Genomic DNA, 24,848 nt, shown 5'->3' on the forward strand with positions numbered 1-24,848 from the left:
TGGCATGAAGAAAGGGGACGGCCCGACCCGTGAGATCGGCAACCGCCCGTTGGCAGGAGATGGCTAGCGACGCACACCGGCCGCGAAGGGGCCGGCAGCGACCTGGCTGCGGAGAAAAAAACAGTGCGTCAGTAGGTGCCGCGCAAGGTCACGAGCAGGTGGCGCGGGGCACCGTAGAAGCTGCTGCTGGTGCTGGTGCGGTAGCGCGTGTCGAAGACGTTGTTCAGCGCCACCGACACGGCGAGGTGCTTGTTGATCGGGTAGCGCGCCATGAGGTCGAGCGTGGTGAAGGCCTGCTGCGTGAAGCGCGCGTGGCCCGAAGGACCGAGGCCGGTGCTGTAGGTGTCGCTCTGCCAGTTCAGGCCGCCGCCCACGGTGAGGCCGTTGCCGATGCCGGCGATGCGGTAGCTGGTGAAGAGCTTCAGCAGGTTCTTCGGCACCTGCGTGTTCAAGCGTTGGCCGGCCGCGTCGCGCGCCACGCTGTGCGCAAAGCCGCCGCCGACCTGCCAACCGGGCAGCAGCTCGCCGGCGATTTCAAATTCGTGGCCGCGCGTGGTCGTGCCCTTGGCCGCGCGGTAGGCGGCCGAGCCGTCGGGCGCGAATTCGTTGTCCAGGCGCACGGCGAGGTTGTCCTGCTTCACCTGGAACACGGCGGCACTGAGGTTGAGCCGGTCGTTGTAGAACGCGCCCTTCACGCCCGCTTCGTAGGCGTGGCCTTCGAGCGGATCGAGGTAGGTGCCGCTGCGGTCCTTGCTGGCCTGCGGCTTGAAGATGCTGGTGTAGCTGGCGTAGGCCGACCAGTGCTTGTCGAGGTCGAACACCACGCCCGCGTACGGCGTGACGACGCCCTTCTCGCTGCGCGTCGTGAAGGTGGCGGTGCTCTGCGAAGGGAAGCTGCGCGTCACGTCCTTCCAGTCGCTCGCGCGTGCGCCGACGATGACCGAGAGCGCATCGGTGGGCCGCAGCCGCACCGTGGCATAGGCGCCAGTCTGGCGCGTGGACGTGTCCTGCCGACCGGTCACGGGCTGATGCGGTTGGGCCGGCAGGTCGCCGGTCCAGCTGTTGAAGTTCGCCAGCCACGGGTCGAAGCCCGCCACGTTCCAGCCCGCGTACAGCGGCGCGTCGCTGTGTGTGCGCGAGGCGTTGTAGCCCAGCACCAGCGCGTGGCGCCGGCCGAAGAGTTCGAAGGGGCCGCTCGCGTACAGGTCGAACGCGTTCTGCACCGGCACCGCGTTCCAGCGGTGGGTCCACAGGCCGAGCCCCGCACCCGTGGCGCGGTTCATATAGCCGCGCAGCGCGTAGCCGATGACGTCGTCGTAGGCGCGGCGCGAGCGGTTGAAGGCGGCGTGCACGGCCCAGCCGCTGTCGAAGCGGTGATCGAGCGCAGCGAAGTACTGGCGCTGGTCCTGGTACGAATGGGCCCAGCGCGCGGCGGCGCTGCGCGAGCGGCCGTAGTCGGCCTCGGTGCCGTCGCTGAAAAACAGCGGCAGGCCGGCGCGCGCCACGCCGTCGTTGTCGTGGCGCTGCAGTTCGAAGCCGGCGCTCAGGCGCGTGGTGCGCGTGAGGTCGGCTTCGACGATGCCGTAGAACAGGCGCTTGTTCTCGTGGTGGCGCTCGATCCACGAGTCGCCATCTTGAACAGCCGCGACCACACGCGCACGCACCCGGCCGTCGGCGGTGACGGGCCCGCCGATGTCGAGCTCGGCGCGCTGGCGGTTCCAGGTGCCCGCGCTGAACGAGGCGCTCGCCTGCAGCGCGTTGCCCGGGCGCTTGCGCACGAGGTTGACGGTGGCCGCCGGCGTGCCCACGCCGTTGAGCAGGCCGGTGGCGCCGCGCACCACTTCGACGCGGTCGTAGAAGGCCAGGTCGCCCGTCTGCAGCAGCCAGGTGCCGGCCTGCGGGATGCCGTCGACCTGGTAGTTCTCGACCTCGAAGCCGCGCGAATAGACGGCATTGGCGTCGGTGCCGGCGTTGCCGCTCTGCACGAAGCTCAGGCCGGGCGTCTGGCGCAGCACGTCGCTGATCTGGCTCAGGCCCTGGTCGTCGAGGCGCTCGCGCGTGAGCACACTGACCGACTGCGGCGTCTCGCGCAAGCTGAGTTCGAGCCGCGTCGCAGTGCCGATCGCGCCGTCGGTGGTGTAGGAGCCCGTGCCTTCGGTGACGGTGCCGATGTCGCGCCCGCCGGTGACTGTGACCTCGCTGAGCGCACCGCCTGCGGCGGGTGCTTCGGCCTGCGGTTTCGGGCCTGGTGGTCGCTGCGCCGCGACGCGCAGCGCGTAGCCGCCGGACGCGCCGCGCACCGCTTCAAGGCCGCTGCCTTCGAGCAGCTGCAGCAGCGCCTCGCGCGCCGTGTAGCGGCCCTGCAGCGCGGGCGCGCGCTTGCCGCGCACGACCTCGGCATCGACACCGAGCAGCAGCCCCGTGCGCACGGCGAGCGCGGTCAGCGCACCGCTCAGCGGCTGCGCGGGCTGGTGCCACTCGAAGGCCGCGTCAGCAGTGGGCGTTTGCGCGGCAGCCGGCACGGTGAGCAGCACCAGGCTCGCGAGCGCGAAGGCACGGCGCAGGCGACGCCAGCGCTTCACGCCAGCGTGCGCGGTCTCGGTCGGGTCTGCGGCAGGTCCTGTCATGGTGTGGTGAATCTCTTTTCACCACCTATGACAAGCGGGCACGGGAAACGGGTAGCGGTGGGTGCGAAAAAGTTCAGCCGCCCGGTCACGGCGGCGCCGTGGTGGTCACGCGCACGAGCCACGGCGACAGCGTCGAGACGCGCAAGCTCGGCAGCGCGCTGGCGAGCAGCGCGAGCGCGGCGTCGCTCTGCTGGATCGGCAGCACACCGGTGAAGCGCAGCGCGCCCAGGGCCTCGTCGTCGGCCAGCAGCAGGCCGGGCCGGTGCTGGCCGAGCTGGCGCAGCACCTCGGCCACGGGCGCGTCGTCGAACACCAGCCGGCCCTGCGGCCACGCCAGGCCGCCGGGCGCGGCGGGCACGGTGTCGGTGGTGACGCCGCGGCGGTCGAAGCGCACCTGTTGCCCCGCCTGCACATCGACCCAGCGGTCGTCGCCGCCGTCCAGCGGCTGTACGCGCACGCGCGATTCGGTGACGGTGACGAGCGTGTCGCCCGCCTCGCGCCGCACGGCGTAGCGCGTGCCCAGCGCCTGCGCGGTGCCGTCGCGGTCGACCACGGCAAAGGGCTTGTCGCCGTGCGCGACCTCGACGAAGACCTCGCCGCGCAGCAGCTGCACGCGGCGCACGCTGCCGGAGAAATCGATGTCGATGGCCGAGTCGCTGTTCAGCGCGACGCGGCTGCCGTCCTCCAGCCGCAGGTGGCGGATCTCACCGACGCCGGTGCGCTCGTCGGCCAGCCAGGCCTGCCACGGCATCGCGGCGCCCGCCACGAGCAGGCAGGGCAGCAGCACGAGCGCGCCGAGCATCTGGCGCGACGGGCCGCGGCGCGCGGGCTGCGGCGCGGGGGTGTCGGGCGTCACCGATTCCCACATGCGGCGCATCTCGGCCAGCAGGCGCGCATGGCGCTCGTCGAGTGCGCACCACGCGTCGCAGGCGGCGCGCGTGGCGTCGTCGACCGCATCGTCGGCGAGGGTCACGGCCCAGAGCGCCGCCTCCTGGCGGAGGCGCTCGGCAGCCGCGTCAGGCATGGGCCGGGGCTTCGGCAGTTCCCGGTTCCGGCGCGACTGCCGCCATGCGGCCATGGCAATGCGCCAGCACCTTCGCGAGGTACTGCTTCACGCGCGTCTCGGACACGCCCAGCTCGGCCGCGATCTCGCGGTACGAGCGCCCTTCGACGCGCGCCATCAGGAACGCAGTGCGGCTCTTCACGTCGAGCTCGGTCGCCAGCAGCGCGAGCACCTGGCCCAGCAGCTCGCGCGCGCAGGCCCTGTCTTCGGCGCTCGGCGCGCAGGCGTCCTCGGCCATCAGCGCGACGGTGCGCAGCACCTCGGCCTCGACCTGCATGCGGCGAAAGCGGTTGATCATCAAACGGCTCGCCACCACCTGCAGGAACGCGCGCGGCTGGCGCAGCACCGGCTGCTGGGGCAGCTCGATGAGGTTGAGAAAGGTGTCGTGCGTGAGATCGGCCGCGGTGAAGCCGCAGCGCAGGCGGCCCAGCAACCAGCTGCGCAGCCAGCCCTGGTGGTCGACATACAGCTGCCGGACTTCCGGATGGGACATGGTGTGAAGGGGCATCGCGGGAGACGATGCAATTGAGAGTTATTCTCAATTATATAGATTTGTAAAGATTTCCTGTCCCCCGAAACGCCTCATTCCGCATGCCGCGTTTCGCGCGGGCTACCCGTTTCCGCGTTTCGCACGTCTTAGCAGCATGACCCTCGTTTTCTTCCGCAAGGGCGTCCGGTGACGGCGCCCGCTTCCCGTTCGCGCGCCGGCACGCGCCTGCGCATCGCCGCCTTCGCGGCGCTGGCCCTGGCCGCCGCTGCCGTGGCCTATGTCTGGGCGAGCCCGCGCGATCCCGGCTGGGAAACCGCCGTGCTGCGCCGTGGCGACATCGAAAGCAGCGTGACCGCCATCGGCACGCTGCAGCCGCGCCGTTATGTGGACGTGGGCGCGCAGGTGTCGGGCCAGATCCTGCGGCTGCACGTGCAGCCCGGCGACCCGGTGAAGAAGGGCCAGCTGATGGTGGAGATCGACCCCAGCGTGCAGCAGGCCACGGTGGACGCCGGCCGCGCCTCGCTCGCGGGCCTGCGCGCACAGCGGGCCGACCAGCACGCGCAGCATCGCCTGGCGCGCCAGCAGTTCGCACGCCAGCAGCAGATGGCCGCCGAGGGCGCCACGCGCGCCGAAGACGTGCAGACCGCCGAAGCCACGCTGGCCTCGGCCGCCGCGAAGATCGCGCACCTCGAAGCCCAGATCGCGCAAACCCAGGCCACGCTGAAGGCCGACGAGGCGCGCCTGGGCTACACGCGCATCTACGCGCCGATGGCCGGCAGCGTGGTCTCGGTGCAGGCGCGCGAGGGCCAGACGCTCAACGCCACCTACCAGACGCCCGACATCCTGCGCGTGGCCGACCTGTCCAGCATGACGGTGTGGACCGAGGTCTCCGAAGCCGACGTGCGCCGCGTGAAGCGCGACATGGCCGTGTACTTCACCACGCTCGGCGCCGACCGCCGCCGCTGGGAAGGCACGGTGCGCCAGGTGCTGCCCTCGCCGCCCGTGCCCGCGGGCAAGGGCGGCGGCGATGCGCCGCAGGCACCGGCCGCCAGCAAGGTCGTGCTCTACACCGTGCTGTTCGACGTCGACAACGCCGACGGCGAACTCATGCCGCAGATGACCGCGCAGGTGAACTTCGTCGCCGCCTCGGCGCGCGACGTGGTGGTGGCGCCGCTGCCCGCGCTCACGGCCGTGAAGGGCCAGAGCGGACGCTTCACCGCGCGCGTGCTCGGCCCTGATGGCCAACCCGCGCCGCGCGAGGTGCGCATCGGCGTGCGCGACCGGCTCTCCGGCGAAGTGCTCGAAGGCCTCGCCGAAGGCGAGCGCCTGATCACCGGCGAGCGCGCGGCCGGCGGCGGCACGCGGAAGTTCCAGCTGTGAGTGCCAGCGATGCAGTCACGCAGCCCCCGCTGATCGCGCTGCACGACCTGCGCAAGTCCTACGGCGGCCACGACGGCGCGCCGGCCGTCGAGGTGCTGCGCGGCATCACGCTCGAACTGCATGCGGGCGAGTTCGTCGCCATCGTCGGCAGCTCGGGCTCGGGCAAGTCGACGCTGATGAACCTGCTCGGCTGCCTCGACCGCCCGACGCAGGGGCGCTACCTGTTCGCCGGCCAGGACGTGGCCGGCATGGACGCCGACGCGCTCGCGCGGCTGCGGCGCGAGGCTTTCGGCTTCGTGTTCCAGGGCTACCACCTGATCTCGACCGAGTCGGCGCAGGAGAACGTCGAGATGCCCGCCATCTACGCCGGCGTGCCGCCCGCCGAGCGCGCCTCGCGCGCACGCGGGCTGCTCACGCGCCTGGGCCTGGGCGATCGGCTGGGCCACCGGCCGCACCAGCTCTCGGGCGGCCAGCAGCAGCGCGTGTCGATCGCGCGTGCGCTCATGAACGGCGGGCGCATCGTGCTGGCCGACGAGCCCACCGGCGCGCTCGACTCGCGCAGCGGCGAAGAAGTGATGGCGCTGCTCGACGAGATGGCCGCCGCCGGCCACACCGTGATCCTCATCACGCACGACCGCGAGGTCGCGCAGCGCGCGCGCCGCGTGATCGAAATTCGCGACGGCTGCATCGTGTCGGACAGCGGACGCGCGCCCGTTGAGGCGCTGCCAGAGCCGCTTCCCTTGCCTTCGCCCGCGAACACAGTCGATGCCGCCGACACCCCGCGCGCCCTGCTCTCCGAGCTGCACGAGGCACTGCGCGCGGCCTGGCGCGTGATGTGGATCCACCGCTTTCGCACCGGCCTCACCTTGCTGGGCATCGTGATCGGCGTGGCCTCGGTCATCGTGATGCTCGCGGTCGGCACCGGCTCGCAGGAGGCGGTGATGAAGCAGATCTCGCTGTTCGGCGCCGACAAGATGTACGTGGCCGCCATTCCCGACAGCGCGCGCGGGCGCGGCGGCAAGCTCACGCTGGCCGACGTCGACACCCTCCGCCGCCTGCCCAACGTGCGCGTGGCCATGCCCTACATCGAGGGCTTCGTGGTGGCGCGGCGCGGCAACGTGGACCACCGCACCGAGGGCGGCGGCGCGACCACCGACTTCGAGCAGGCGCTGAAGTGGCCGACCGCGCGCGGCATCTTCTTCGACGAGAGCGACGAGCAGAGCCTGGCCAAGGTCGCGGTGATCGGCGAGCGCGTGCAGGCCGCGCTGTTCGCCGACGGCACCGACCCGGTGGGCCAGCGCATCCTCCTGGACAACGTGCCCTTCGACGTGCTGGGCGTACTCGCCGCCAAGGGCGCGGGCGGCGGCCAGGCCAGCGAGGACGAGCGCGTGATCGTGCCCTTCTCCACCGCCGCCGCGCGGCTGTACGGCAGCAACCACCCGACCTGGGTGGCCGTGGCCGTGCACGACGTCGACAAGGCCTCCGAGACCGCGGCAGAAATCGTCGAGGTGCTGGCCGCACAGCGCCACGTGCGCGACGTGCAGGTGTTCAACCAGACCGAGTCGATCAAGGCGCGCGCGCAGACCCAGCGCACCATGACCGTGATGCTCGGGCTGATCGCGGCGGTGTCGCTGGTGGTCGGCGGCATCGGCGTGATGAACGTGATGCTCATGACCGTGCGCGAGCGCACGCGCGAGATCGGCATCCGCATGGCCACGGGCGCGCGCCAGCGCGACATCCTGCGGCAGTTCCTCGTCGAGGCGGTGCTGGTCACCGTGACCGGCGGCGTCGCGGGCGTGGTGGGCGGGCTGCTGTTCGGCGCCGCGCTCATGGTGGCGGACGTGCCGGTGATCTTTTCCCTCACGGCCATTGCGGGCGCCTTCGGCTGCGCCGTGCTCACCGGCCTGGTGTTCGGCTTCATGCCGGCCCGCAAGGCCGCCGCGCTCGATCCGGTCGCGGCCCTGTCTTCCGAATGATGAATGCCATGACGCGCTTTTTCTCTCCCGCCGCGCTGGCCCTGGCGGCGCTGCTGCTCGCGGGCTGCGCGACACCTTCAGCCGATGCGCCTGCGCGCACACCGCCCGTCGCCGATCCGTGGTGGACGGGCTTCGGCAGCACCGAGCTGCCGGCCTTCGTCGCCGCGGTCGATGCCGGCAACCCCGACGGCGACGCCGCCGAAGCCCGGCTGCGCCAGGCCGAAGCGCAGGAGCGCATCACTGGCGCCTCGGCCTGGCCCGAGCTGTCGGCGACCGCCGATGTGCAGCGCCAGGGTCGGCTCGGCGGCGATGCGAACGTGAGCGGCAACCGGCGCGCGCTCGGGCTCGAAGCGCGCTACGAGGTCGACCTGTGGGGCCGCCTGCGCGCGCAGCGCGACAGCGCCGGCGCCTCGCGGCAGGCCAGCGCCTTCGACCGCGACGCGGTGCGGCTCGCGCTGCGCGCGGGCGCGGGTGCGGCCTGGCTCGAAGCACTGGGCCTGCGCGAGCGCACGGCCATTGCGCGGCGCAGCCTGGACGATGCCGAACGGCTGCTGCAGCTGGTCGAGGCCCGTGCACGCGCGGGCGCGGCCTCGCCGCTCGAACTCGCACAGCAGCGCGGCATCGTCGCGTCGCAGCGGCGCACGGCCGCCACGCTGCGCCAGCAGTCGCGCGCGGCGGACGTCCGCATGGCGCGCTGGCTCGGCCAGGCGGGCAGCGAAGTGCCGATCGCCATCGCCAGCCTGCAGCAGCTCGCGCTGCCGTCGGTCGAGGCGGGCCTGCCGGCCGACCTGCTCGCGCGTCGGCCCGACATCGCACGCGCCGAAGCCGCCCTGGCCGCGGCCGATGCGGATGTGGCAGCGGCGCGCGCGGCGATGTTCCCCACACTCACGCTGAGCGCCGGCCTCGCGGCGGCGGGCCCGCGCTTCGGCACACTGTTCGACCATCCGGTGTACAGCCTGGCGGCGGCGCTGGCGGCGCCGATCTTCGATGGCGGCCGGCGCGCGGCAGTGCGTGACCTGTCGGCTGCGCGGCGCGAGGAACTGCTCGCGAACTACCGCGCCGCCACGGTGGCCGCCTTCACCGACGCACTGACCGCGCTCGAGGCTGTGGCCGCGCTCGACACGCAGCGGGTGGCACAAGACGAGGAACTGGCGCAGGCCGAACGCGCACGCACGCTCGCCGAGTCGCGCTACCGCGCGGGCGCCGAGACCTTGCTCACGCTGCTCGACGCACAGCGCACGCTGTTCGCTGCGCAGGATGCGCGCGCGCAGTTGCTGCAGGCGCGCTTGCAGGCCAGCGTGGCGCTGTACCACGCGCTCGGCGGTGGCTGGTCTGCCGAAGCAGCAGCCACCCCGCGCGTCAGCCGAACCGCACGCTGATCTGCAGGCCCGGGTGCGCGTTGCGCACCGTGAGCCGGCCGCCGTGGGCTTCGGCGATAAGCCGGCACAGGTACATGCCGAGGCCGACGCCGCCCGTGGCACGCGCCCGTGCGCCGTCGGTGCGATAGAAGGGCTCGGTCAGGCGTTCGAGCTGCGCGTCGTCCACGCCGGGCCCGAAGTCACGCACCTCCAGCTCGGCGCCGCCGTCGGCCGGTGCACGCAAGCTCACGGTCGGCGGCTGCGGCGCGCCGGCGCTGTAGCGCAGCGCGTTGTCCAGCAGGTTGCGCACCATCAGGCGCACGCGCATGCGGTCGACGGCCTGCGGCGCCAGGCCGTCTGCAAGGTCGAGTTGCACGGCCTGCGCGCCGGGCATTTCGGCCACGATCTCGCGCACCAGCGCGGCCAGGTCGACCGGCTCGCGCTGCAGCGCGGCATGCGGGCTGGCAAGGCGCTCGCTTTCGAGCAGGTCGCTGATCAGGTCGCGCATCTCGTTGAGGTCGCGCAGCAGCGCTTCGCGCTCGGCCTCGCCTTCGGGCGTGGCGGGCAGCAGCTCGGCGTTGAGCCGGGCCCTTGTGAGCGGCGAGCGCAGCTCGTGGCTCAGCGCCAGCAGCAGGCCGCGCTTGGCGTCGAGCATGGCCTGGATGTCGCTGGCCATGGTGTTGACGCGCTGCGCGAGGTCACCCAGGTCGTCGTTGCGGCGGATCGGAATGGGCTGCGTGAACTCGCCGCGGCCGAAGCGCTGCGCGCCCTCGCGGATGTCGATCAGCGGACGCAGCAGCCGGCTCACCAGCGCGTAGGCCACCACCACGAGCAGCAGCAGCACGCACAGCGTGGTCCAGCCGGCCGCGCGCGGCGCAAGCTGCCAGAGCCGCGGCGCCCAGCCGAAGATGACCTTGTGGCCGTCGGCCGTGGGGCGCACGAACCAGCGCTCGGTGGAGAACATCGACTCCTCGCGGTCACGGTCGTAGAACCAGCCGCCGCGCGCGTGCATGTCGTTGCCGGGGTTCGATTCCCAGTTCACGGTGGGCCCGGTGATGCGGATGGTGATCGGCAGCCGGTCGACCAGCGCCTGCGCGCGCGCCGTGTCGGGTGGCGTGCCGAGTTCGGCGACGAGGCGGTCGGCGTAGTCCATGAGCATGGGCTGCGCGGCCTCGGCCCAGGTGCTGGAGAAGGAGCGCTTCATGCCCCCCACGAACACCGCGGCCATCACGAGCGCGAGCACCACGAACATCATCACGATGCGCACGCGCACCGAGCTGCGCCAGCGCTGTTGCATGCGGGCGTGCATGCGCGCATGCCAGTGGCGGCGTCGCTCCTTGCCGGGGCACGGGCCCTCGCTGTCGGCACGCGCGGCGCCTGCGCGCCCCCGGGGAAATCTCATGAAGAAGGCTCGCCCGGCGCCACGGCCAGCGCATAGCCGGCGTTGCGCAGCGTCTTGATGCAGTCGAGCGGCTCGAGCTTCTTGCGCAGCCGGCTCACCACGATGTCGACCGCGCGCGTAAAGAGCTCGGCCTCGTGGCCGCGCAGCCGGTTCAGGATGTCGTCGCGGCTGAACACCTTGCCGGGCTCGCCGGCCAGCAGCGCGAGCAGGTCGAATTCGGTGCCGGTGAGCTCCACGCGCTCGCCGTGGCGCATGACCTGGCGCCGGTCGAGGTCGATCGAGAGGCCGTCGAACACGCGCAGCTGCGCGTTGGTGGCAGCGGCCGCGGCGGGCGCGCTGCGCTGGCGGCGCAGGATGGTCTGCACGCGCGCCACGAGTTCGCGCGGCTCGAAGGGCTTGGGCACGTAGTCGTCGGCGCCGAGTTCGAGGCCGACCACGCGGTCCATCACCTCGCCGCGCGCAGTGAGCATCACGATGGGGATGTCGCTTTCCTTGCGGATCTCGCGGCACAGTTCGAAGCCGTCCATCTCGGGCAGCATGACGTCGAGGATGGCCGCGTCGTAGTGCCCCGCACGCAGCTTGGCGATGCCTTCGCTCGGGCGCTTGGCGCTGTCGAGCGTGCAGCCGAAGCGTGCGAAGTAGGTGGTCAGCGGCGCGGCGAGGTGTTCGTCGTCGTCGATCAGCAGGATGCGCGGCATGGCGGGATTGTGCCTCCTGGCAAAGAGAGCGCGAATGGCAAAGCTTGCAATCAATCCGGCCGGCATCGCACCGTCCAGACCAGGCCGGCGGTGAGGCCAGCGAGCAAAAGCACGTGGTAGACCACGTCGGGCACCGTGCGCGGGCCGATGCCCGCGACGATGGTGCCAAGGCCGACCAGCGTGCCCAGCAGGGCAAAGCCCTGTCCGGCGATCGCCGCCGTGCGGGCATGCGCGGGGCGGCGCCAGGTTTCGAGCGCCGCGAGCACCAGCACGGTGGCGATCACGGCCTCGGCGGTGCGCGCCTGTGGATGCGCGTGGCCGGCCACGAGCCAGCCGCCGTGCACCGCCGACGCCACAGCGAGCGTGAACGCCTCGCCCAACATCACGGTACGCGCAAGCGCGGGGCGCATGGCAGTGCGGGAACGGGCCACGGCACTCACCACGGATCGGCGCGGCCGATGCGGCCGAGGTGGGTGGACGCAAAACCGGTCGCGTACTTGAGGCCGAAGCCCAGCGCATGGTCGAGCCCGACGCGGGCCAGCCAGATCAGGCCGCCGGCCACCGCCCACGGCTGCGCCGCGAACACGCCCAGCGCCAGCAGCAGCACCGGCCCGATCAGCGCATGCGCCGCGTTGTACAGCGCCGCACCGACGCGCGGACCGGCAAGGTAACCGAGCAGCGAGAGGTCGGGCGCGAGCAGCCAGAGCGCGAACACGCCCCAGCCCATGCCGAACTGGGCATAGCCGACCAGCGCGACCGCGAGCACCACCGCGCCTTCGAAGCGCAGCACGGTGCGCACACCGTCCACGGCTGGCGCTGCCGGTTCGCGCAACGCCACGGAGGCGGCGTGGTGCTGCGGCTCCCGCAGAGCGGGTCGGCGCAGCGACACGAAGCGCGCGAAGCCGGGGGGCGAGCCGACGTCAGCCATGGCGGTTCCAGCGGCGACCGCCGCGCTCCATGAAGTCGCGCACCTTCTGTTGCTGGGCGGCATTCAGGTGGTCAAAGAAATCGGCCGCGGCGGCGATGACCTCGGGGCTGCCGGTGCGCACCACGGCGGTCTTCTCTTCGATCAGGCGTGCGGCGCCGGACTGGTCGAGCGTGTTGCCCGCGAACAGTGCCTTGAACTGCGAGCGCGGATCGCCCGCGCCGCCCGCACCGCGCATGGCCTGGCGCTGCGCCTGCAGCTTCTCGGCGAGCACGGTGAGCTTCTGCTTCTGTGCGGCGTCGAGCTCGAGCTTGCTGCCGACACGCTCGACCATCTTGGCGCGGAACTCGGCGCTGTCGCCGCCCCAGCCGTGGCGGTGGCCGGCACAGCCGGCGATGCTGCCGGCCACGACGGCCAGGCCCGCGAATCCGAACAGGGTTCGTTTGATCCAGTGCTTCATAGGGGTGCTCCTTCATGCGCCCCTGCGCGGGGCTGCTTCAGTGATGGACGAGGCGACGGCGGCGACGCATGCGCCGCAGTGGCTCAGAGACGGTTGCTGCTGTCGCGCGCGGCGGCGGCACGCGCGTCGACGGGGTTCTGCATGGTCGAGATGACCTTGCTGTTCACGCGCGAGCCGGAGGTCACGTTCTGGTCGGGTGCGGCGGCGGTGCGCACGGCTTCGGCGACGACGCGGGCACGGTCGGTCGACACGGCCACGGTCTCGGGGCCGCGCGAACCCCGCACGACGTTCTGATCAGGGGCGGCGGCAGTGCGCACGGCTTCGGCGCTGACGTCGGCGCGGCTCATGGCCGACACGGGGGCGTGAACGCCTTGGTAGGTTTCAGCCTTGGCGCCGGCAGCGGCGAGCATGGCGAAGGAACCGACAGCGATGAGCTGGGCGAGGGAAAAAGACGACTTGACGATCATGATGCAGGCCTTTCTTTCAGGGGTTGGAAGAGGAGACCTGATGGTGCGCGTCGATGCCCGGCGAGTCCTTTCACCGCCGTATCGCCGTATTTCGGTTTGTTTCACCAGACTTGGCTCGCCCCCAGGCTGCGCGCACTTCGTGTCGCGCGCGCCTTCCCCCTACCGGGGGCAACACCGACGGCCCGGCAAAGCCGGTTCCGTGGTGTTCCTGGTACTTGCGTCCCGCCGCGAAGGGCGGGGTTGCGGGCTCAGCCCGCGAGTGCGGCCGCGGGATCGTCCGCGTCGAGCACGCCCCGCGCCCAGGGCTCGAGCTTGCCGGTGTCGGCGCGCAGCACTTCCTGCTTCACGGCAAGGATGCGCGACGGATGCATCGAGAAGCTGCGCAGGCCCAGGCCCAGCAGCAGGCGCGTGAAGGCGACGTCGCCCGCCATCTCGCCGCACACCGACACGCCCTTGCCCTGTCGGCGGCACTCGGTGATGGTGTCGGCCACGAGCTTGAGCACCGCGGGGTGCGCGGGGTCGTAGAGGTGGGCGACGGCTTCGTCGGCGCGGTCGATGGCCAGCGTGTACTGGATCAGATCGTTGGTGCCGATCGACAAAAAGTCGAAGTGCTTCAGGAAGGTCTTGAGCGTGAGCGCGGCGGCCGGGATCTCGATCATGGCGCCGAGCTTGACCGGGCCGTACACCGCGCCGCGGTTGTCGAGTTCGGCGCGCGCGAAGTCGATCAGCGACAGCGTCTGGCGGATCTCGCTGGCGTGCGCGAGCATCGGAATGAGCAGGTAGATCTCGCCGTGCGCCGCCGCGCGCAGGATGGCGCGCAGCTGCGTGAGGAACATCGCCGGATCGGCCAGGCTCCAGCGGATGGCGCGCAGGCCGAGCGCGGGGTTCAGGTGCTCCTGCTTGCTGGCCGACTTGCCGTCGAGCGGCTTGTCGGCGCCCACGTCGATGGTGCGGATGGTGACGGGCATGCCCTGCATGCCCTCGACCGCACGCTTGTAGGCCTGGTACTGCTCTTCTTCGTCGGGCAGGCGCGTCTGGCGCGCCGAGTTCTCGCGGCCCATGAAGAGGAATTCGCTGCGGAACAGGCCCACGCCCACAGCGCCGGCCTTGACGGCGCCCACCGTGTCTTCGGGCATCTCGATGTTGGCCAGCAGCTCGACGCGCTGGCCGTCGAGCGTGACGGCGGGCTTGTGGCGCAGCCGCGCGAGCCGGCCGCGTTCGAGGTCGCCCTGGCGCTGCTTGAAGCCGTACTCGGCCAGGATGATGGGAGACGGGTCGACGATCATCACGCCGGCCTCGCCGTCGATGATGACCCAGTCGTCCTGGCGCACCAGCTGGCTCGCGGAGCGCGCACCGACGATGGCCGGGATGTCCATGCTGCGCGCGACGATGGCGGTGTGCGAGGTGCGCCCGCCCACGTCGGTCACGAAGCCGGCGAACACGCTCTTCTTGAACTGCAGCATGTCGGCCGGCGAGAGGTCGTGCGCAATGAGCACCAGCGGCACGTCGAAGCCGTCGCCCGCGGTGGGGTCGTCGTCTTCGTCGTCGTGGTCGTGATGGGCGGCAGCACGCTTGCGCCGCGGCGGGCTCGGCGCGAGCACGGCGGCCGTGCCCTTCATGCGATGCAGCATGCGCTCGACCACCTGTTCGAGGTCGGCCTTGCGCTCGCGCAGGTACGGGTCCTCCATCTCGTCGAACTGGCGCGCGATGATCTCGAGCTGCGTGGTCAGCGCCCATTCGGCGTTGTACAGCCGCTCGCTGATCCAGTGCTTCACGCCGCCGCTGAGCACGTCGTCCTGCAGCAGCATCTGGTGCACCTCGAGCAGCGCCGCGAGTTCGTGCGGCGCGTCGTTCGGGCCCATCTGCGCCACGCTGGCCTGCAGCTTGGTGAGCTCGTCGGCCACCGCGTTGCGCGCGGTGCGCACGCGGTCGATCTCGGTCTCGATCTCGTCGGGCTTGATGAAGTAGTGCGCCACGTCGATGCGGCTGGACACCACCAGCACCGCGCGGCCGATGGCAATGCCACGGGCGACAGGGAGGCCGTGGACTGCGAAGGTCATGCGCGGGGACCGAAGGTCATCGGCCGCCGCCGGGCCGCCCCAAGGCGGCCGAGCCCCCTCGGGGGGCAGCGACGACACGCAGTGCGCAGCGTGGGGGCCACATTCATTCGCCTTCGCCGAACTTGTCGTCCATGAGATGGACGATGGCGTTCATGGCTTCTTCTTCCTGGGCGCCGTTGGTCTCGAGCTCGACGGTCACGCCGAGCCCGGCGGCCAGCATCATGACGCCCATGATGCTCTTGGCATTGATGCGGCGGTCGCCGCGCGACAGCCACACCTCGCAGGGGTAGCTGCCCGCGAGCTTGGTCAGCTTGGCCGACGCGCGCGCGTGCAGGCCCAGCTTATTGCTGATGGTCACGGATTTCTTGATCACTGTGCTTTCTTTTCGCCTGGTTCTGGGGAGCCGCCACCGCCACCTGCATGACGCCGGCGGTGCCGCCCGCGAGGGCGCGCTGCACCAGCGTGTCGAGCGGTTCGTGGCGGTAGGTGACGGCGCGCAGCAGCATCGGCAGGTTGACACCGGCCACGAGCCGCGAGCGCACGCCGTCCACCAGCTTCTGTGCGACGTTGCAGGGCGTGGCGCCGAACACGTCGGCCAGTACCAGCACCTGCGAGCGCGGCGCATGCAACTGCTGTGCGAGCGTGATGCGCGCGGCGGCCAGCGTTTCTTCGGGCGACACGTTGGGCAGCACGTCGAGTGCCACGACCGCCTGTTCGCAGTCGGGGAACACATGCAGCGCGCACTGCCGCAGCGCCTGTGCGAACGGAGAGTGGGCAATGATGAGGATGCTGTTCATGCGGCTCGGAGGACGACGCGTCGATTATGCGGGGGCGCCCAAAGGAAGTAGAGACTTGGAGGACACAACGCGCCAGCCGGGGAAGGCAGCCATTGGCGCCGCGGCAACAGCTACAAAAACGATAGCTGCGCCTCACGGCCCGAACTCAGGGCAGGCGCAGGCCCTCGAAGAAGGTCTTTGTCGCTTCGGGCGAGGACGGGCGGCCCAGTACGGTGGCCTGGTAGAGCGACACGCTGCCGTCTTTCTGCGACTGCGCGAACCAGAGCACCTGGACCGGCGCCACACCCTGCTGCGCCGATTGCCCGTCGAGCCGCCACGGTGCGGGAACGGCCGTGGCGCGCGGCAATGTGGCCGGTCCCTGGATCACCTGCGCCACGCCGAGCTGGCCGTATGTGGCCGTGCGCCAGGCCGTGAGCCAGGCCTCGGCCTGCGCCGGGCTGGTGGCGGAGGCATGGGCCACGGCGAAGGTCGCGCCGCCGGCTTCGCAGCCGGTCATGTCGACCTGCACCGACTCGGCCCCCAGCGGCAGCGCGCGCTGGGCGCGGTCGGCCTTGCAGGGCAGCATCGCGACCAGGCCGGCGTCGGCGATCGGCACTTCGCGCCAGTTGAAGGTGGGGCTGCAGGCGCCCAGCACGGCGGCCAGGGCCAGCACGGGCCAGAAAGGAAAAGGAAGCGATGGCATCGAGGGCGATTATCGAACGGCCTTCGGAAGGGAAAAGGCCGGAAATGGCTGCGCCGACGCGATCCGGCACGCGGAACTAAAATCGCCGCGCCTCTCTCTTTCAGATGCCCATGAAAAAATACCTCGCTGCTGCCGCCGTCGTGATCGCCCTGGCCGCCGGCGTGGGCGTGTACCTCGGTTCGGGCAGCACGGCCGCCCCGGCCTCGACCTTCGTGCTGCTCGACGGCACCACCAAGAGCACGGCCGACCTGAAGGGCAAGGTCACGCTGGTCAACTTCTGGGCCACGAGCTGCGTGACCTGCGTGGCCGAGATGCCGAAGGTGATCTCGACCTACGACAAGTACAAGGCCAAGGGCTACGACACGCTGGCGGTGGCCATGAGCTACGACCCGCCGAGCTACGTCGTCAACTTCGCCGAAACGCGCAAGCTGCCGTTCAAGGTCGCGATCGACAACACCGGCAGCGTGGCGCAGGCCTGGGGCGACGTGAAGCTCACGCCGACCACCTTCATCGTCAACAAGAAGGGCGAGATCGTGAAGCGCTATGTGGGCGAGCCCGATTTCGCCGAGCTGCACAAGCTGATCGAAAAGCTATTGGCGGAAGCTTGACTCCCCCCCAGGCTGCGCGCACTTCGTGTCGCTTCGCCAACCCCCTACCGGGGGCGATACCAGCGGCCCGGCAAAGCCGGTTCCGCGGTATCCCTGGAACGAAAAAGGCGCTCCTTGCGGAGCGCCTTTTTCATTGCGAAAGCCCGCGGCTCACTGGTTGCGGAAGCTGTCGTGGCAGGCCTTGCAGCTTGCACCGGTCGCACCGAACTGGGCCTTGAGGGTATCGAGGTTGCCGGCCTTGGCGGCGACCACCAGCTTGCCGGTTTCCTCGATCAGCTTCTGCTGGCGTTCCTTGAACTTGGCATCTTCCTTCCAGACCTCGGGCTTGGCCTTGCCGCCCTCGGTGCCGGTGCCGAAGCCAGCCCAGGGCAGCTTGGCCATGTCGGCCACGACCTCGGCGTTGGCAGCAGCCGCGGCGGCGTCGTAGGGCACGCGGCCGTTGGCCATGGCGCCGAGGCGGCCGAAGTGCTGGGCCATCACGAACAGCGCGCTCTGGCGGTACTTGATGGCGTCTTCGGGCTTGGCGAACTGTGCCGCGGCGGGCAGGGACATCGCAGCGCAGGCGGCTGCAAGGGCGAACGAAGCGAAACGGATCATCGAAGGACCTTCCTTGTGTGGGGTTTGGGCACCGTCGAACGCGGCGCTGCAGGCAGTGTAGGGGCTGGCCGTGTCGGGCGCATAGCAACAACCCGGTGCAACGACCGGGCCGGACTTTGCTAATCTGCGCCTTCCGCAGCCTCGCGCCCCGGCGCCTTTTTCGATGACCGACACCCTCTCGGTGGCCCGCACACGCGTCTGGGACCTGCCGACCCGCCTCTTTCACTGGGCGCTCGCCTTCGCCGTGATCGGCCTGCTCGTGACGGGCCTGAACGGCATCATGGAATGGCATTTCCGCCTCGGCTACTCCGTGCTGGCACTGCTGCTGTTCCGGCTGGTCTGGGGTTTCGTGGGCGGGCGCTGGTCGCGCTTTGCCGCCTTCATCTACGCCCCGGGCTCGGTCATCGCCTACCTGCGCGGCAAGTCGCATCCCGACCACCTGATCGGCCACACGCCGCTGGGCGCGCTGTCGGTGTTCGCGGTGCTGGCGCTGCTGATCCTGCAGGTCGCCACCGGGCTGATGGCCGACGACGAGATTTCAGCCTCCGGGCCGCTGACCCGCTTTGTCTCGGGCGCCATGGTGAGCCTGGCGACCGGCTGGCACAAGGCGCAGGGCAAGTGGATCGTGATCGCCCTCGTGAGCCTGCATGTGCTGGCGGTGTTGTTCTATGTGCTGGTGAAGCGGCACCGGCTGGTCGGGCCGATGCTGTCGGGCGACAAGCCGGTGATCGCGGGCGCCTCCAACGGGAACGGGAACGGGAATGGCGTGCCGCCGAGTCGCGACGATGCGGCATCGCGCACGCTGGCGCTGGTGCTGTTCGCGCTGTGCGCGGGCGTGGCGTTCTGGGTGGCGTCGTTGCGCGTATGAGCGGCTTTTCCGTCTCCCGCCCGCTGCCGCTGTCGGACATGCCGGCCGTGGTGCTTCTCACGCCCGAAGAACCTCACGAGGTCGACGCCGTGCGCGCCATCTTCCGCGACTACGCGGGCTCGCTGACCATCGACCTCGCGTTCCAGGACTTCGACGGCGAGTTGGCCGACCTGCCCGGCGAGTACGCCGAGCCGCGCGGCACCTTGCTGCTGGCGCTGGTCGATCCTGCCCATGTCAATGAAGACGCCGGCCGCGCCGCGCCCACGCTGACGCGCGCCGACGGCACGCTCGCCCACGTGGCGGGCTGCTGCGCGCTGCGCCCGATCGACAGCACGGACTACGCGAACGCGGCGGAAATGAAACGGCTGTATGTGCGCCCCGGGTTCCGAGGGCTCGGGCTCGGCCGACAACTGGCCGAAGCCATCCTGGATGCCGCGCGCAGCGCAGGCTATGCCTGCGTGCTGCTCGACACCCTCGACGACATGGAGTCGGCGCGCGCCCTCTACGAAGACCTGGGCTTCGCGGAGGTGCCGCCCTACTATCACAACCCCGTCGCCGGGGCCCATTACCTCAAAGTCGAGCTGTAGGCCGGGCTCAGCCGCGGGCTTGCGCCAGCAGCGTGTCGGCGTCGCTCACTTCGAACTTGCCCGGGCCTTCGACGTTCAGCGTCGCGACCTTGCCGTCCTTCACGAGCATCGAGTAGCGGTTGCTGCGCAGGCCCATGCCGCGGCCGGTCAGATCGAGCGTGAGGCCGGTGGCTTTCGCGAAGTCGGCGCTGCCGTCGGCCAGCATGCGCACCTTGGCGCCGGTCTTCTGGTCGCGCGCCCAGGCGCCCATCACGAAGGCGTCGTTCACGCTCACGCACCAGATCTCGTCCACGCCGGCGGCCTTGAAGTCGTCGAAGTGCTGCACGTAGCCCGGCACATGCTTGGCCGAGCAGGTGGGCGTGAAGGCGCCCGGCAGTGCGAACAGCGCGATGGTCTTGCCCGCCGTGGCCTTGGCCACGTCGACCGCGTTCGGGCCGATGCTGCAGCCCTCGCCCTCGACTTCGGAATATTCCTGCAGGGTGGCCGAAGGAAGGGTGTCGCCGACTTTGATCATGTAATTTGCTCCTGAAAAAGAAAAACGGCCCACATTGTGGGCCGTTTTCGGATGGGTTGCCTCGAGGGCGACCGAGTGCTTGATCAGACCAGGGCGGCCTTCTCGACCAGACGGGTCACAACCCAGTTCTTGGTCTTCGAGATCGGACGGCTTTCCGTGATCTCGATGGTGTCGCCCAGCTTGTACTCGCCCTTTTCGTCATGGGCGTGGTACTTGCTCGTCTTGGCCACGATCTTGCCGTAGAGCTCGTGCTTCACACGGCGCTCGACCAGCACGGTCACGGTCTTGGCACGCTTGTCGCTGACCACCTTGCCGATCAAGGTGCGCTTGAGGGATTTTTTAGCTTCCGTCATGTTCACTCCTTACTTGGCGGCTTGGGTCTCTTGCTCTTTCTGAGCAAGAATGGTCTTGGCGCGAGCGATGTCGCGACGCGTCACGCGCAGCGTCGTGGTGTTCGACAGCTGTTGCGTGGCTTTCTGCATGCGCAGGCCGAAGTGGGCCTTCTGCAGATCTTTGATTTCGGCGGTCAAGCCTGCGACGTCCTTCGTGCGCAGGGTTGCAGCCTTCGTCACCTTGGCCGAAGCCGCGGTTTCTTTCTTTTTACGTGTTGCCATGGGTGTTCTCCTCTCAGGCGCCGAGCTGGCGAGCGACGAACGTCGTACGCAGCGGAAGCTTGGCGGCGGCCAGGCGGAACGCTTCGCGGGCGAGTTCTTCGGGCACGCCGACGATCTCGAACACGATCTTGCCAGGCTGAATTTCAGCGACGTAGTACTCGGGGTTGCCCTTACCGTTACCCATCCGCACTTCAGCGGGCTTGGTAGAGATCGGCTTGTCCGGGAACACGCGGATCCAGATACGGCCACCGCGCTTCACGTGACGCGAAATCGCGCGACGAGCGGCTTCGATCTGGCGCGCCGTGAGGCGGCCGCGGTCGGTGCATTTGAGACCGAAATCACCGAACGCAACCGAGTTACCCGTGGTTGCGATGCCGGTGTTGCGGCCCTTTTGTTCCTTGCGGAACTTTCTGCGTGCAGGTTGCAGCATGTTTTGTTACTCCGTGAGGGCCCCAGGCACTTGCGTGCCCGGGAGCGACCGATTACTCGGTCTTGGCACCGTCCGCTGCTGCAGCGGGCGCGGCTTTGCGGACGCGCTTAACGGCGGGTTTCGAGTCTGCACCGGCACCGCCGGTTGCTTCTGCGGGCTTGTCGCTGCCATCGGCCGGAGCGGTGTTGCCACCGATCGGACCACGGGCACCGGCACGGGGGCCGGGACCACGACGGTCGCCACCCGGACGGTCGCCACCAGGGCGGCCATCGCGGCGGGGACCACGCGGGCGACGCTCGTCGTCCGGACGCGGCGTTTCGACGGCCGGCAGGTCGTTACGACCTAGCGTGTCGCCCTTGTAGACCCAGACCTTGACGCCAATGACGCCGTACGTGGTCTTGGCTTCCGAGGTGCCGTAGTCGATGTCGGCGCGCAGCGTGTGAAGGGGCACGCGACCTTCGCGGTACCACTCGCAACGAGCGATTTCGATGCCGTTCAGGCGGCCCGACGACATGATCTTGATGCCCAGGGCACCCAGACGCATGGCGTTTTGCATGGCGCGCTTCATGGCACGGCGGAACATGATCCGCTTTTCGAGCTGCTGCGTGATGCTGTCGGCGATCAGCTGCGCATCGATTTCGGGCTTGCGCACTTCTTCGATGTTGACCGCAACCGGCACGCCGAGCTGCTTGCCCAGTTCGCGCTTGAGGTTCTCGATGTCTTCGCCCTTCTTGCCGATCACGACGCCCGGACGAGCCGAGTAGATCGTGATGCGTGCGTTCTTGGCGGGACGCTCGATCATGACGCGCGACACCGAAGCGTTCTTCAGCTTCTTCTTCAGGTATTCGCGAACCTTGATGTCTTCGGCCAGCATGCCCGCGAAATCGCGGTCGCTTGCGTACCAACGGCTGGACCAGTTACGGGTAACCGCAAGGCGGAACCCGGTTGGGTGGATTTTCTGTCCCATATTTCTTCCAGGCCTTCTTAGTTGCCAACCGTCACGTACACATGGCACGTGGGCTTGCTGATGCGATTGCCGCGACCCTTGGCGCGCGCCGTGAAGCGCTTGAGCGTTGCACCTTGCTCGACGTAGATGGTCTTGACCTTCAGCTCGTCGATGTCGGCACCGTCGTTGTGCTCGGCGTTGGCAATTGCCGACTCGAGCACCTTCTTGATGATCACAGCGGCCTTTTTCTGCGTGAATTGCAGAACGTTGAGCGCTTGATCGACCTTCTTGCCGCGGATCAGGTCCGCGACCAGACGGCCCTTGTCGACCGACAGGCGGACACCGCGGAGGACTGCACGTGTTTCAGACATGGTCGTTCCTTACTTCTTCTGGACTTTTTTGTCCGCGGGGTGCCCCTTGAACGTGCGCGTGAGCGCAAATTCGCCGAGCTTGTGGCCGACCATCTGGTCGGTGATGTACACGGGCACGTGTTGCTTGCCGTTGTGCACAGCGATGGTCAGACCGATGAACTCGGGCAGAACCATCGAGCGGCGCGACCAGGTCTTGATCGGCTTCTTGTCCTTGTTCGTCACGGCCTTGTCGGCCTTGGCCACCAGGTGGTGGTCGACGAAAGGACCCTTTTTGAGAGAGCGAGTCATTGGCTATCCCTTACTTCTTGCGACGCGACACGATGAAGACCTGCGTGCGCTTGTTGTTACGGGTGCGATAGCCCTTGGTCAGGTTGCCCCACGGGTCGACAGGGTGGCGGCCTTCGCCAGTCTTGCCTTCGCCACCACCGTGCGGGTGGTCGACCGGGTTCATCACCACGCCGCGAACGGTCGGGCGGATACCCATGTGACGCTTCGCACCGGCCTTGCCGAGCTGGCGCAGGCTGTGTTCTTCGTTCGCCACTTCACCGATGGTCGCGCGGCATTCGATGTGAATGCGGCGGACTTCGCCCGAACGCATGCGGACCTGGGCGTAAACGCCTTCACGGGCCAGCAGCGTGGCCGAGGTACCGGCCGAACGAGCGATCTGCGCACCCTTGCCGGGTTGCAGCTCGATGCAGTGGATCGTCGAACCCACGGGGATGTTGCGGATCGGCAGGGTGTTGCCGGCGCGGATCGGTGCTTCGGCGCCCGACATCAGGGTTGCACCAGCTTCCAGACCGCGCGGGGCGATGATGTAGCGGCGCTCGCCGTCGGCGTAACAGACCAGAGCGATGTGGGCGGTGCGGTTCGGGTCGTACTCGATGCGTTCGACCTTGGCCGGGATGCCGTCCTTGTTGCGCACGAAGTCGACAATGCGGTAGTGGTGCTTGGCACCACCGCCACGATGGCGGATCGTGATGTGACCGTTGTTGTTACGGCCGGCCTTCTGGAACTGGGGTTCCAGCAGGGCTGCGTGAGGCGCACCCTTGTGCAGGTGGTCACGCGAAATCTTCACCGCGCCGCGTTGGCCCGGCGAAGTGGGTTTCATCTTGATGACGGCCATGATTAAGCGCCTTCCCCGACGAGGTTGAGCTCTTGACCGGCCTTCAGCGTCACATAAGCCTTGCGAACGTTGTCGCGGCGGCCGATGGACTTGCCAAAGCGCTTGGTCTTGCCCTTGGTGTTGAGCACCGACACGCCCTGGACTTCGACCTTGAACATCAGTTCAACAGCGGCCTTGATCTCGGGCTTGGTGGCGTCTTGCAGCACCTTGAAAGTGACAGCGTTCGACTTCTCGCCGACCATCGTGGCCTTTTCGGACACGATCGGTGCGACCAGCACGTTCATGAGACGGCCTTCGTCGAACTTACGTTGTGCAGGGGTGGGGTTCACGCGGCTCATGCGAACATCTCCTTGAGCTTGTCGACGGCACCCTTGGTGACCAGCACCTTCTTGTAGTGAACCAGCGACACCGGATCGGCGTAACGGGGTTCGACCACGAGGATGTTGACCAGATTGCGCGAGGCAAGGTACAGGTTTTCGTCGACTTCTTCGGCGATCACGAGCACGGACTCGAGATTCATTGCCTTGAAACGGGCTGCCAGCGGCTTCGTCTTGGGCGAATCCACGGTCAGCGAATCGACCACGGCCAGACGGCCTTCGCGAGCGAGCTGCGAGAAGATGGCGGCCATGCCGGCGCGGTACATCTTCTTGTTGATCTTCTGCGAGAAGTTTTCGTCAGGCATGTTCGGGAAAATACGACCGCCTCCGCGCCACAGGGGCGAGGACGTCATACCGGCACGGGCGCGGCCCGTTCCCTTTTGCTTGAAAGGCTTCTTGGTCGAGTGCTTGACCTGTTCGCGGTCCTTCTGGGCGCGCGTGCCTTGGCGGGCGTTGGCCTGGAATGCAACGACGATCTGGTGAACCAGGTCTTCGTTGTAGTCACGGCCGAACACGGTCTCGGGGGCGTCGTACTTCGACGCGGCCTGGCCTTGTTCGTTCAGGAGTTCGAGTTGCATTACTTCGCTCCTTCAGCCGCTTGCGGCTTGGCCTTGATGGCGGGACGCACGGTGACGAAGCCACCCTTCGAACCCGGGATCGCGCCCTTGATGAGCAGCAGCTGACGTGCTTCGTCGATGCGGAACACGTCGAGGTTTTGCGTCGTGCGGGTGACGTCGCCGAGGTGGCCCGTCATGCGCTTGCCGGGGAACACGCGACCGGGGTCTTGTGCCATGCCGATCGAGCCGGGCACGTTGTGCGAACGGCTGTTACCGTGCGACGCGCGCTGCGAGCTCATGTTGTGACGCTTGATCGTGCCGGCGAAGCCCTTGCCGATGGTCGTGCCTTGCACGTCCACCTTCTGGCCCACGGAGAACACGCTGCTTGCCGCGATGACGCCGCCAGCCTTGTGCTGACCTGCGGTATCGGCGGTGACGCGGAATTCCTGGCTGATCTCGCCAGCTTCGACACCTGCCTTGGCAAGGTGGCCGGCTTGGGGCTTGGTCACGCGCGATGCTTTGCGCGAACCGAACGTCACCTGCAGGGCGACGTAGCCATCGGTCTCTTGGGACTTGATCTGGGTCACACGGTTGTTGGACACATCCACCACCGTGACAGGAACTGCGTCCCCGTCATCGGTGAAGAGACGCATCATCCCCACCTTGCGGCCCAGCAACCCGAGGGAGTTGCTCAGACTCATTTGTTTTCTCCAAAAATGGAAGACTTCCTTCGCCGCTGCCACTTCAATTGGCGACAGCGTTTGGCTGGTTTCCCGGCCTGCGAGAGAAGGTTGATAAATCTCTGCCAGAACGACGCCCGTACGGACGCAACAAGGGCAGAGCCAGAGATTATAGCCCGCAGTCGAACCGG

General features: G+C 68.9%; 31 protein-coding genes. 6 read left to right on the forward strand and 25 right to left on the reverse strand.

Translation table 11 applies throughout. The annotated features are described in order from the left end of the window. Positions 1–128: 128 nt before the first annotated feature. The 3 genes from CLU95_RS12380 to CLU95_RS12390 all read right to left on the reverse strand — a co-directional run bounded on the left by CLU95_RS12380 (position 129) and on the right by CLU95_RS12390 (position 4,183). Positions 129–2,627 (reverse strand): TonB-dependent siderophore receptor, encoded by a 2,499-nt coding sequence (locus CLU95_RS12380; RefSeq protein ID WP_099793484.1) that lies wholly within the window; start codon positions 2,625–2,627, stop codon positions 129–131. Between the two features lie 85 nt (positions 2,628–2,712). Continuing rightward, positions 2,713–3,651: a FecR family protein gene (locus tag CLU95_RS12385; protein ID WP_180288590.1), complete on the reverse strand. Its 939-nt coding sequence runs from the start codon at positions 3,649–3,651 to the stop codon at positions 2,713–2,715. After that, positions 3,644–4,183: a sigma-70 family RNA polymerase sigma factor gene (locus CLU95_RS12390; protein WP_180288591.1), complete on the reverse strand. Its 540-nt coding sequence runs from the start codon at positions 4,181–4,183 to the stop codon at positions 3,644–3,646. Before CLU95_RS12390 ends, CLU95_RS12385 begins: the two co-directional genes overlap by 8 nt. Positions 4,184–4,366: 183 nt before the next feature. Between CLU95_RS12390 and CLU95_RS12395 the strand changes: the two genes are divergently transcribed. From CLU95_RS12395 to CLU95_RS12405, 3 genes are read left to right on the forward strand one after another with little or no spacing between them, the layout of a single operon-like run. Beyond that, positions 4,367–5,560, forward strand: coding sequence for an efflux RND transporter periplasmic adaptor subunit (locus tag CLU95_RS12395; RefSeq protein WP_373668792.1), 1,194 nt, complete (start codon positions 4,367–4,369; stop codon positions 5,558–5,560). Next, positions 5,557–7,536, forward strand: a complete 1,980-nt coding sequence (locus CLU95_RS12400) for a MacB family efflux pump subunit (RefSeq protein ID WP_257214610.1) — start codon at positions 5,557–5,559, stop codon at positions 7,534–7,536. Before CLU95_RS12395 ends, CLU95_RS12400 begins: the two co-directional genes overlap by 4 nt. Positions 7,537–7,544: 8 nt before the next feature. Continuing rightward, complete coding sequence (locus CLU95_RS12405; protein ID WP_099793491.1) at positions 7,545–8,915, forward strand: efflux transporter outer membrane subunit; 1,371 nt, start codon at positions 7,545–7,547, stop codon at positions 8,913–8,915. Here the strand turns inward: CLU95_RS12405 and CLU95_RS12410 are convergent. The 10 genes from CLU95_RS12410 to CLU95_RS12455 form a co-directional block, all read right to left on the reverse strand. Further along, positions 8,896–10,296 carry a sensor histidine kinase gene (locus CLU95_RS12410; protein WP_099793493.1) on the reverse strand — a complete coding sequence of 467 codons (1,401 nt, stop codon included), beginning with the start codon at positions 10,294–10,296 and terminating at the stop codon, positions 8,896–8,898. The two genes, CLU95_RS12405 and CLU95_RS12410, sit on opposite strands and share 20 nt — an antisense overlap. Beyond that, on the reverse strand, positions 10,293–10,994 hold the full coding sequence (locus CLU95_RS12415; RefSeq protein ID WP_099793495.1) for a response regulator transcription factor: 702 nt from the start codon (positions 10,992–10,994) through the stop codon (positions 10,293–10,295). Before CLU95_RS12415 ends, CLU95_RS12410 begins: the two co-directional genes overlap by 4 nt. 50 nt (positions 10,995–11,044) lie before the next feature. Then, positions 11,045–11,404, reverse strand: coding sequence for a hypothetical protein (locus CLU95_RS12420; protein WP_099793497.1), 360 nt, complete (start codon positions 11,402–11,404; stop codon positions 11,045–11,047). Positions 11,405–11,430: 26 nt separating this feature from the next. Then, on the reverse strand, positions 11,431–11,922 hold the full coding sequence (locus CLU95_RS12425; RefSeq protein ID WP_099793499.1) for a DUF4260 domain-containing protein: 492 nt from the start codon (positions 11,920–11,922) through the stop codon (positions 11,431–11,433). Further along, positions 11,915–12,379 (reverse strand): Spy/CpxP family protein refolding chaperone, encoded by a 465-nt coding sequence (locus CLU95_RS12430; RefSeq protein WP_099793501.1) that lies wholly within the window; start codon positions 12,377–12,379, stop codon positions 11,915–11,917. The genes CLU95_RS12425 and CLU95_RS12430 overlap by 8 nt, the downstream gene beginning before the upstream one ends. Before the next feature lie 83 nt (positions 12,380–12,462). Further along, positions 12,463–12,846: a DUF4148 domain-containing protein gene (locus CLU95_RS12435; RefSeq protein WP_099793503.1), complete on the reverse strand. Its 384-nt coding sequence runs from the start codon at positions 12,844–12,846 to the stop codon at positions 12,463–12,465. Positions 12,847–13,094: 248 nt separating this feature from the next. Next, positions 13,095–14,906 carry a phosphoenolpyruvate--protein phosphotransferase gene (gene ptsP / locus CLU95_RS12440; protein ID WP_099793505.1) on the reverse strand — a complete coding sequence of 604 codons (1,812 nt, stop codon included), beginning with the start codon at positions 14,904–14,906 and terminating at the stop codon, positions 13,095–13,097. Positions 14,907–15,009: 103 nt separating this feature from the next. Beyond that, on the reverse strand, positions 15,010–15,279 hold the full coding sequence (locus tag CLU95_RS12445; RefSeq protein WP_099793507.1) for an HPr family phosphocarrier protein: 270 nt from the start codon (positions 15,277–15,279) through the stop codon (positions 15,010–15,012). Further along, complete coding sequence (locus CLU95_RS12450; RefSeq protein ID WP_062478898.1) at positions 15,248–15,703, reverse strand: PTS sugar transporter subunit IIA; 456 nt, start codon at positions 15,701–15,703, stop codon at positions 15,248–15,250. The genes CLU95_RS12445 and CLU95_RS12450 overlap by 32 nt, the downstream gene beginning before the upstream one ends. Positions 15,704–15,848: 145 nt before the next feature. After that, positions 15,849–16,385: a hypothetical protein gene (locus CLU95_RS12455; protein WP_099793509.1), complete on the reverse strand. Its 537-nt coding sequence runs from the start codon at positions 16,383–16,385 to the stop codon at positions 15,849–15,851. 110 nt (positions 16,386–16,495) lie between these two features. On the opposite strand from CLU95_RS12455, the gene CLU95_RS12460 reads away from it, so the two are divergent. Next, complete coding sequence (locus tag CLU95_RS12460; protein WP_056576533.1) at positions 16,496–16,993, forward strand: TlpA disulfide reductase family protein; 498 nt, start codon at positions 16,496–16,498, stop codon at positions 16,991–16,993. Between the two features lie 150 nt (positions 16,994–17,143). On the opposite strand, the gene CLU95_RS12465 is transcribed toward CLU95_RS12460, so the two are convergent. Beyond that, positions 17,144–17,590 (reverse strand): c-type cytochrome, encoded by a 447-nt coding sequence (locus CLU95_RS12465; RefSeq protein ID WP_099793511.1) that lies wholly within the window; start codon positions 17,588–17,590, stop codon positions 17,144–17,146. Between the two features lie 163 nt (positions 17,591–17,753). On the opposite strand from CLU95_RS12465, the gene CLU95_RS12470 reads away from it, so the two are divergent. Next, positions 17,754–18,458 carry a cytochrome b/b6 domain-containing protein gene (locus tag CLU95_RS12470; RefSeq protein WP_099793513.1) on the forward strand — a complete coding sequence of 235 codons (705 nt, stop codon included), beginning with the start codon at positions 17,754–17,756 and terminating at the stop codon, positions 18,456–18,458. Further along, positions 18,455–19,045: a GNAT family N-acetyltransferase gene (locus tag CLU95_RS12475; protein ID WP_099793515.1), complete on the forward strand. Its 591-nt coding sequence runs from the start codon at positions 18,455–18,457 to the stop codon at positions 19,043–19,045. Before CLU95_RS12470 ends, CLU95_RS12475 begins: the two co-directional genes overlap by 4 nt. Before the next feature lie 7 nt (positions 19,046–19,052). Here the strand turns inward: CLU95_RS12475 and CLU95_RS12480 are convergent, their stop codons facing one another. From CLU95_RS12480 to rplC, 11 genes are all read right to left on the reverse strand, one after another. After that, on the reverse strand, positions 19,053–19,559 hold the full coding sequence (locus CLU95_RS12480) for a peroxiredoxin (protein WP_099793517.1): 507 nt from the start codon (positions 19,557–19,559) through the stop codon (positions 19,053–19,055). A gap of 83 nt (positions 19,560–19,642) precedes the next feature. Next, a complete protein-coding gene (rpsQ, locus tag CLU95_RS12485; protein WP_056576548.1) occupies positions 19,643–19,912 on the reverse strand; it encodes a 30S ribosomal protein S17 in 270 nt (89 codons plus the stop codon). 9 nt (positions 19,913–19,921) lie between these two features. Further along, positions 19,922–20,131 carry a 50S ribosomal protein L29 gene (gene rpmC, locus CLU95_RS12490; protein ID WP_099797259.1) on the reverse strand — a complete coding sequence of 70 codons (210 nt, stop codon included), beginning with the start codon at positions 20,129–20,131 and terminating at the stop codon, positions 19,922–19,924. Between the two features lie 55 nt (positions 20,132–20,186). Then, complete coding sequence (gene rplP, locus CLU95_RS12495) at positions 20,187–20,603, reverse strand: 50S ribosomal protein L16 (RefSeq protein ID WP_007838137.1); 417 nt, start codon at positions 20,601–20,603, stop codon at positions 20,187–20,189. Positions 20,604–20,655: 52 nt separating this feature from the next. Next, entirely contained in the window at positions 20,656–21,570 is a 915-nt protein-coding gene (gene rpsC / locus CLU95_RS12500) for a 30S ribosomal protein S3 (protein ID WP_099793519.1), read from the reverse strand. 17 nt (positions 21,571–21,587) lie between these two features. Next, positions 21,588–21,920, reverse strand: a complete 333-nt coding sequence (rplV, locus tag CLU95_RS12505; protein WP_007838134.1) for a 50S ribosomal protein L22 — start codon at positions 21,918–21,920, stop codon at positions 21,588–21,590. 9 nt (positions 21,921–21,929) lie between these two features. Next, entirely contained in the window at positions 21,930–22,208 is a 279-nt protein-coding gene (gene rpsS / locus CLU95_RS12510) for a 30S ribosomal protein S19 (protein ID WP_062478874.1), read from the reverse strand. Between the two features lie 10 nt (positions 22,209–22,218). Further along, complete coding sequence (gene rplB / locus CLU95_RS12515; protein ID WP_099793521.1) at positions 22,219–23,043, reverse strand: 50S ribosomal protein L2; 825 nt, start codon at positions 23,041–23,043, stop codon at positions 22,219–22,221. Between the two features lie 2 nt (positions 23,044–23,045). Beyond that, positions 23,046–23,381 carry a 50S ribosomal protein L23 gene (gene rplW / locus CLU95_RS12520; protein ID WP_056576559.1) on the reverse strand — a complete coding sequence of 112 codons (336 nt, stop codon included), beginning with the start codon at positions 23,379–23,381 and terminating at the stop codon, positions 23,046–23,048. Then, the gene (gene rplD, locus CLU95_RS12525; RefSeq protein WP_013543942.1) at positions 23,378–23,998 is read right to left on the reverse strand and encodes a 50S ribosomal protein L4; all 621 of its coding nucleotides are present in this window, start codon (positions 23,996–23,998) and stop codon (positions 23,378–23,380) included. The genes rplW and rplD overlap by 4 nt, the downstream gene beginning before the upstream one ends. Then, positions 23,998–24,678, reverse strand: coding sequence for a 50S ribosomal protein L3 (rplC, locus tag CLU95_RS12530; protein WP_099793523.1), 681 nt, complete (start codon positions 24,676–24,678; stop codon positions 23,998–24,000). The genes rplD and rplC overlap by 1 nt, the downstream gene beginning before the upstream one ends. Positions 24,679–24,848 lie beyond the last annotated feature (170 nt).

This window comes from Variovorax sp. 54 (assembly GCF_002754375.1).
Classification (GTDB): Bacteria; Pseudomonadota; Gammaproteobacteria; order Burkholderiales; family Burkholderiaceae_C; genus Variovorax.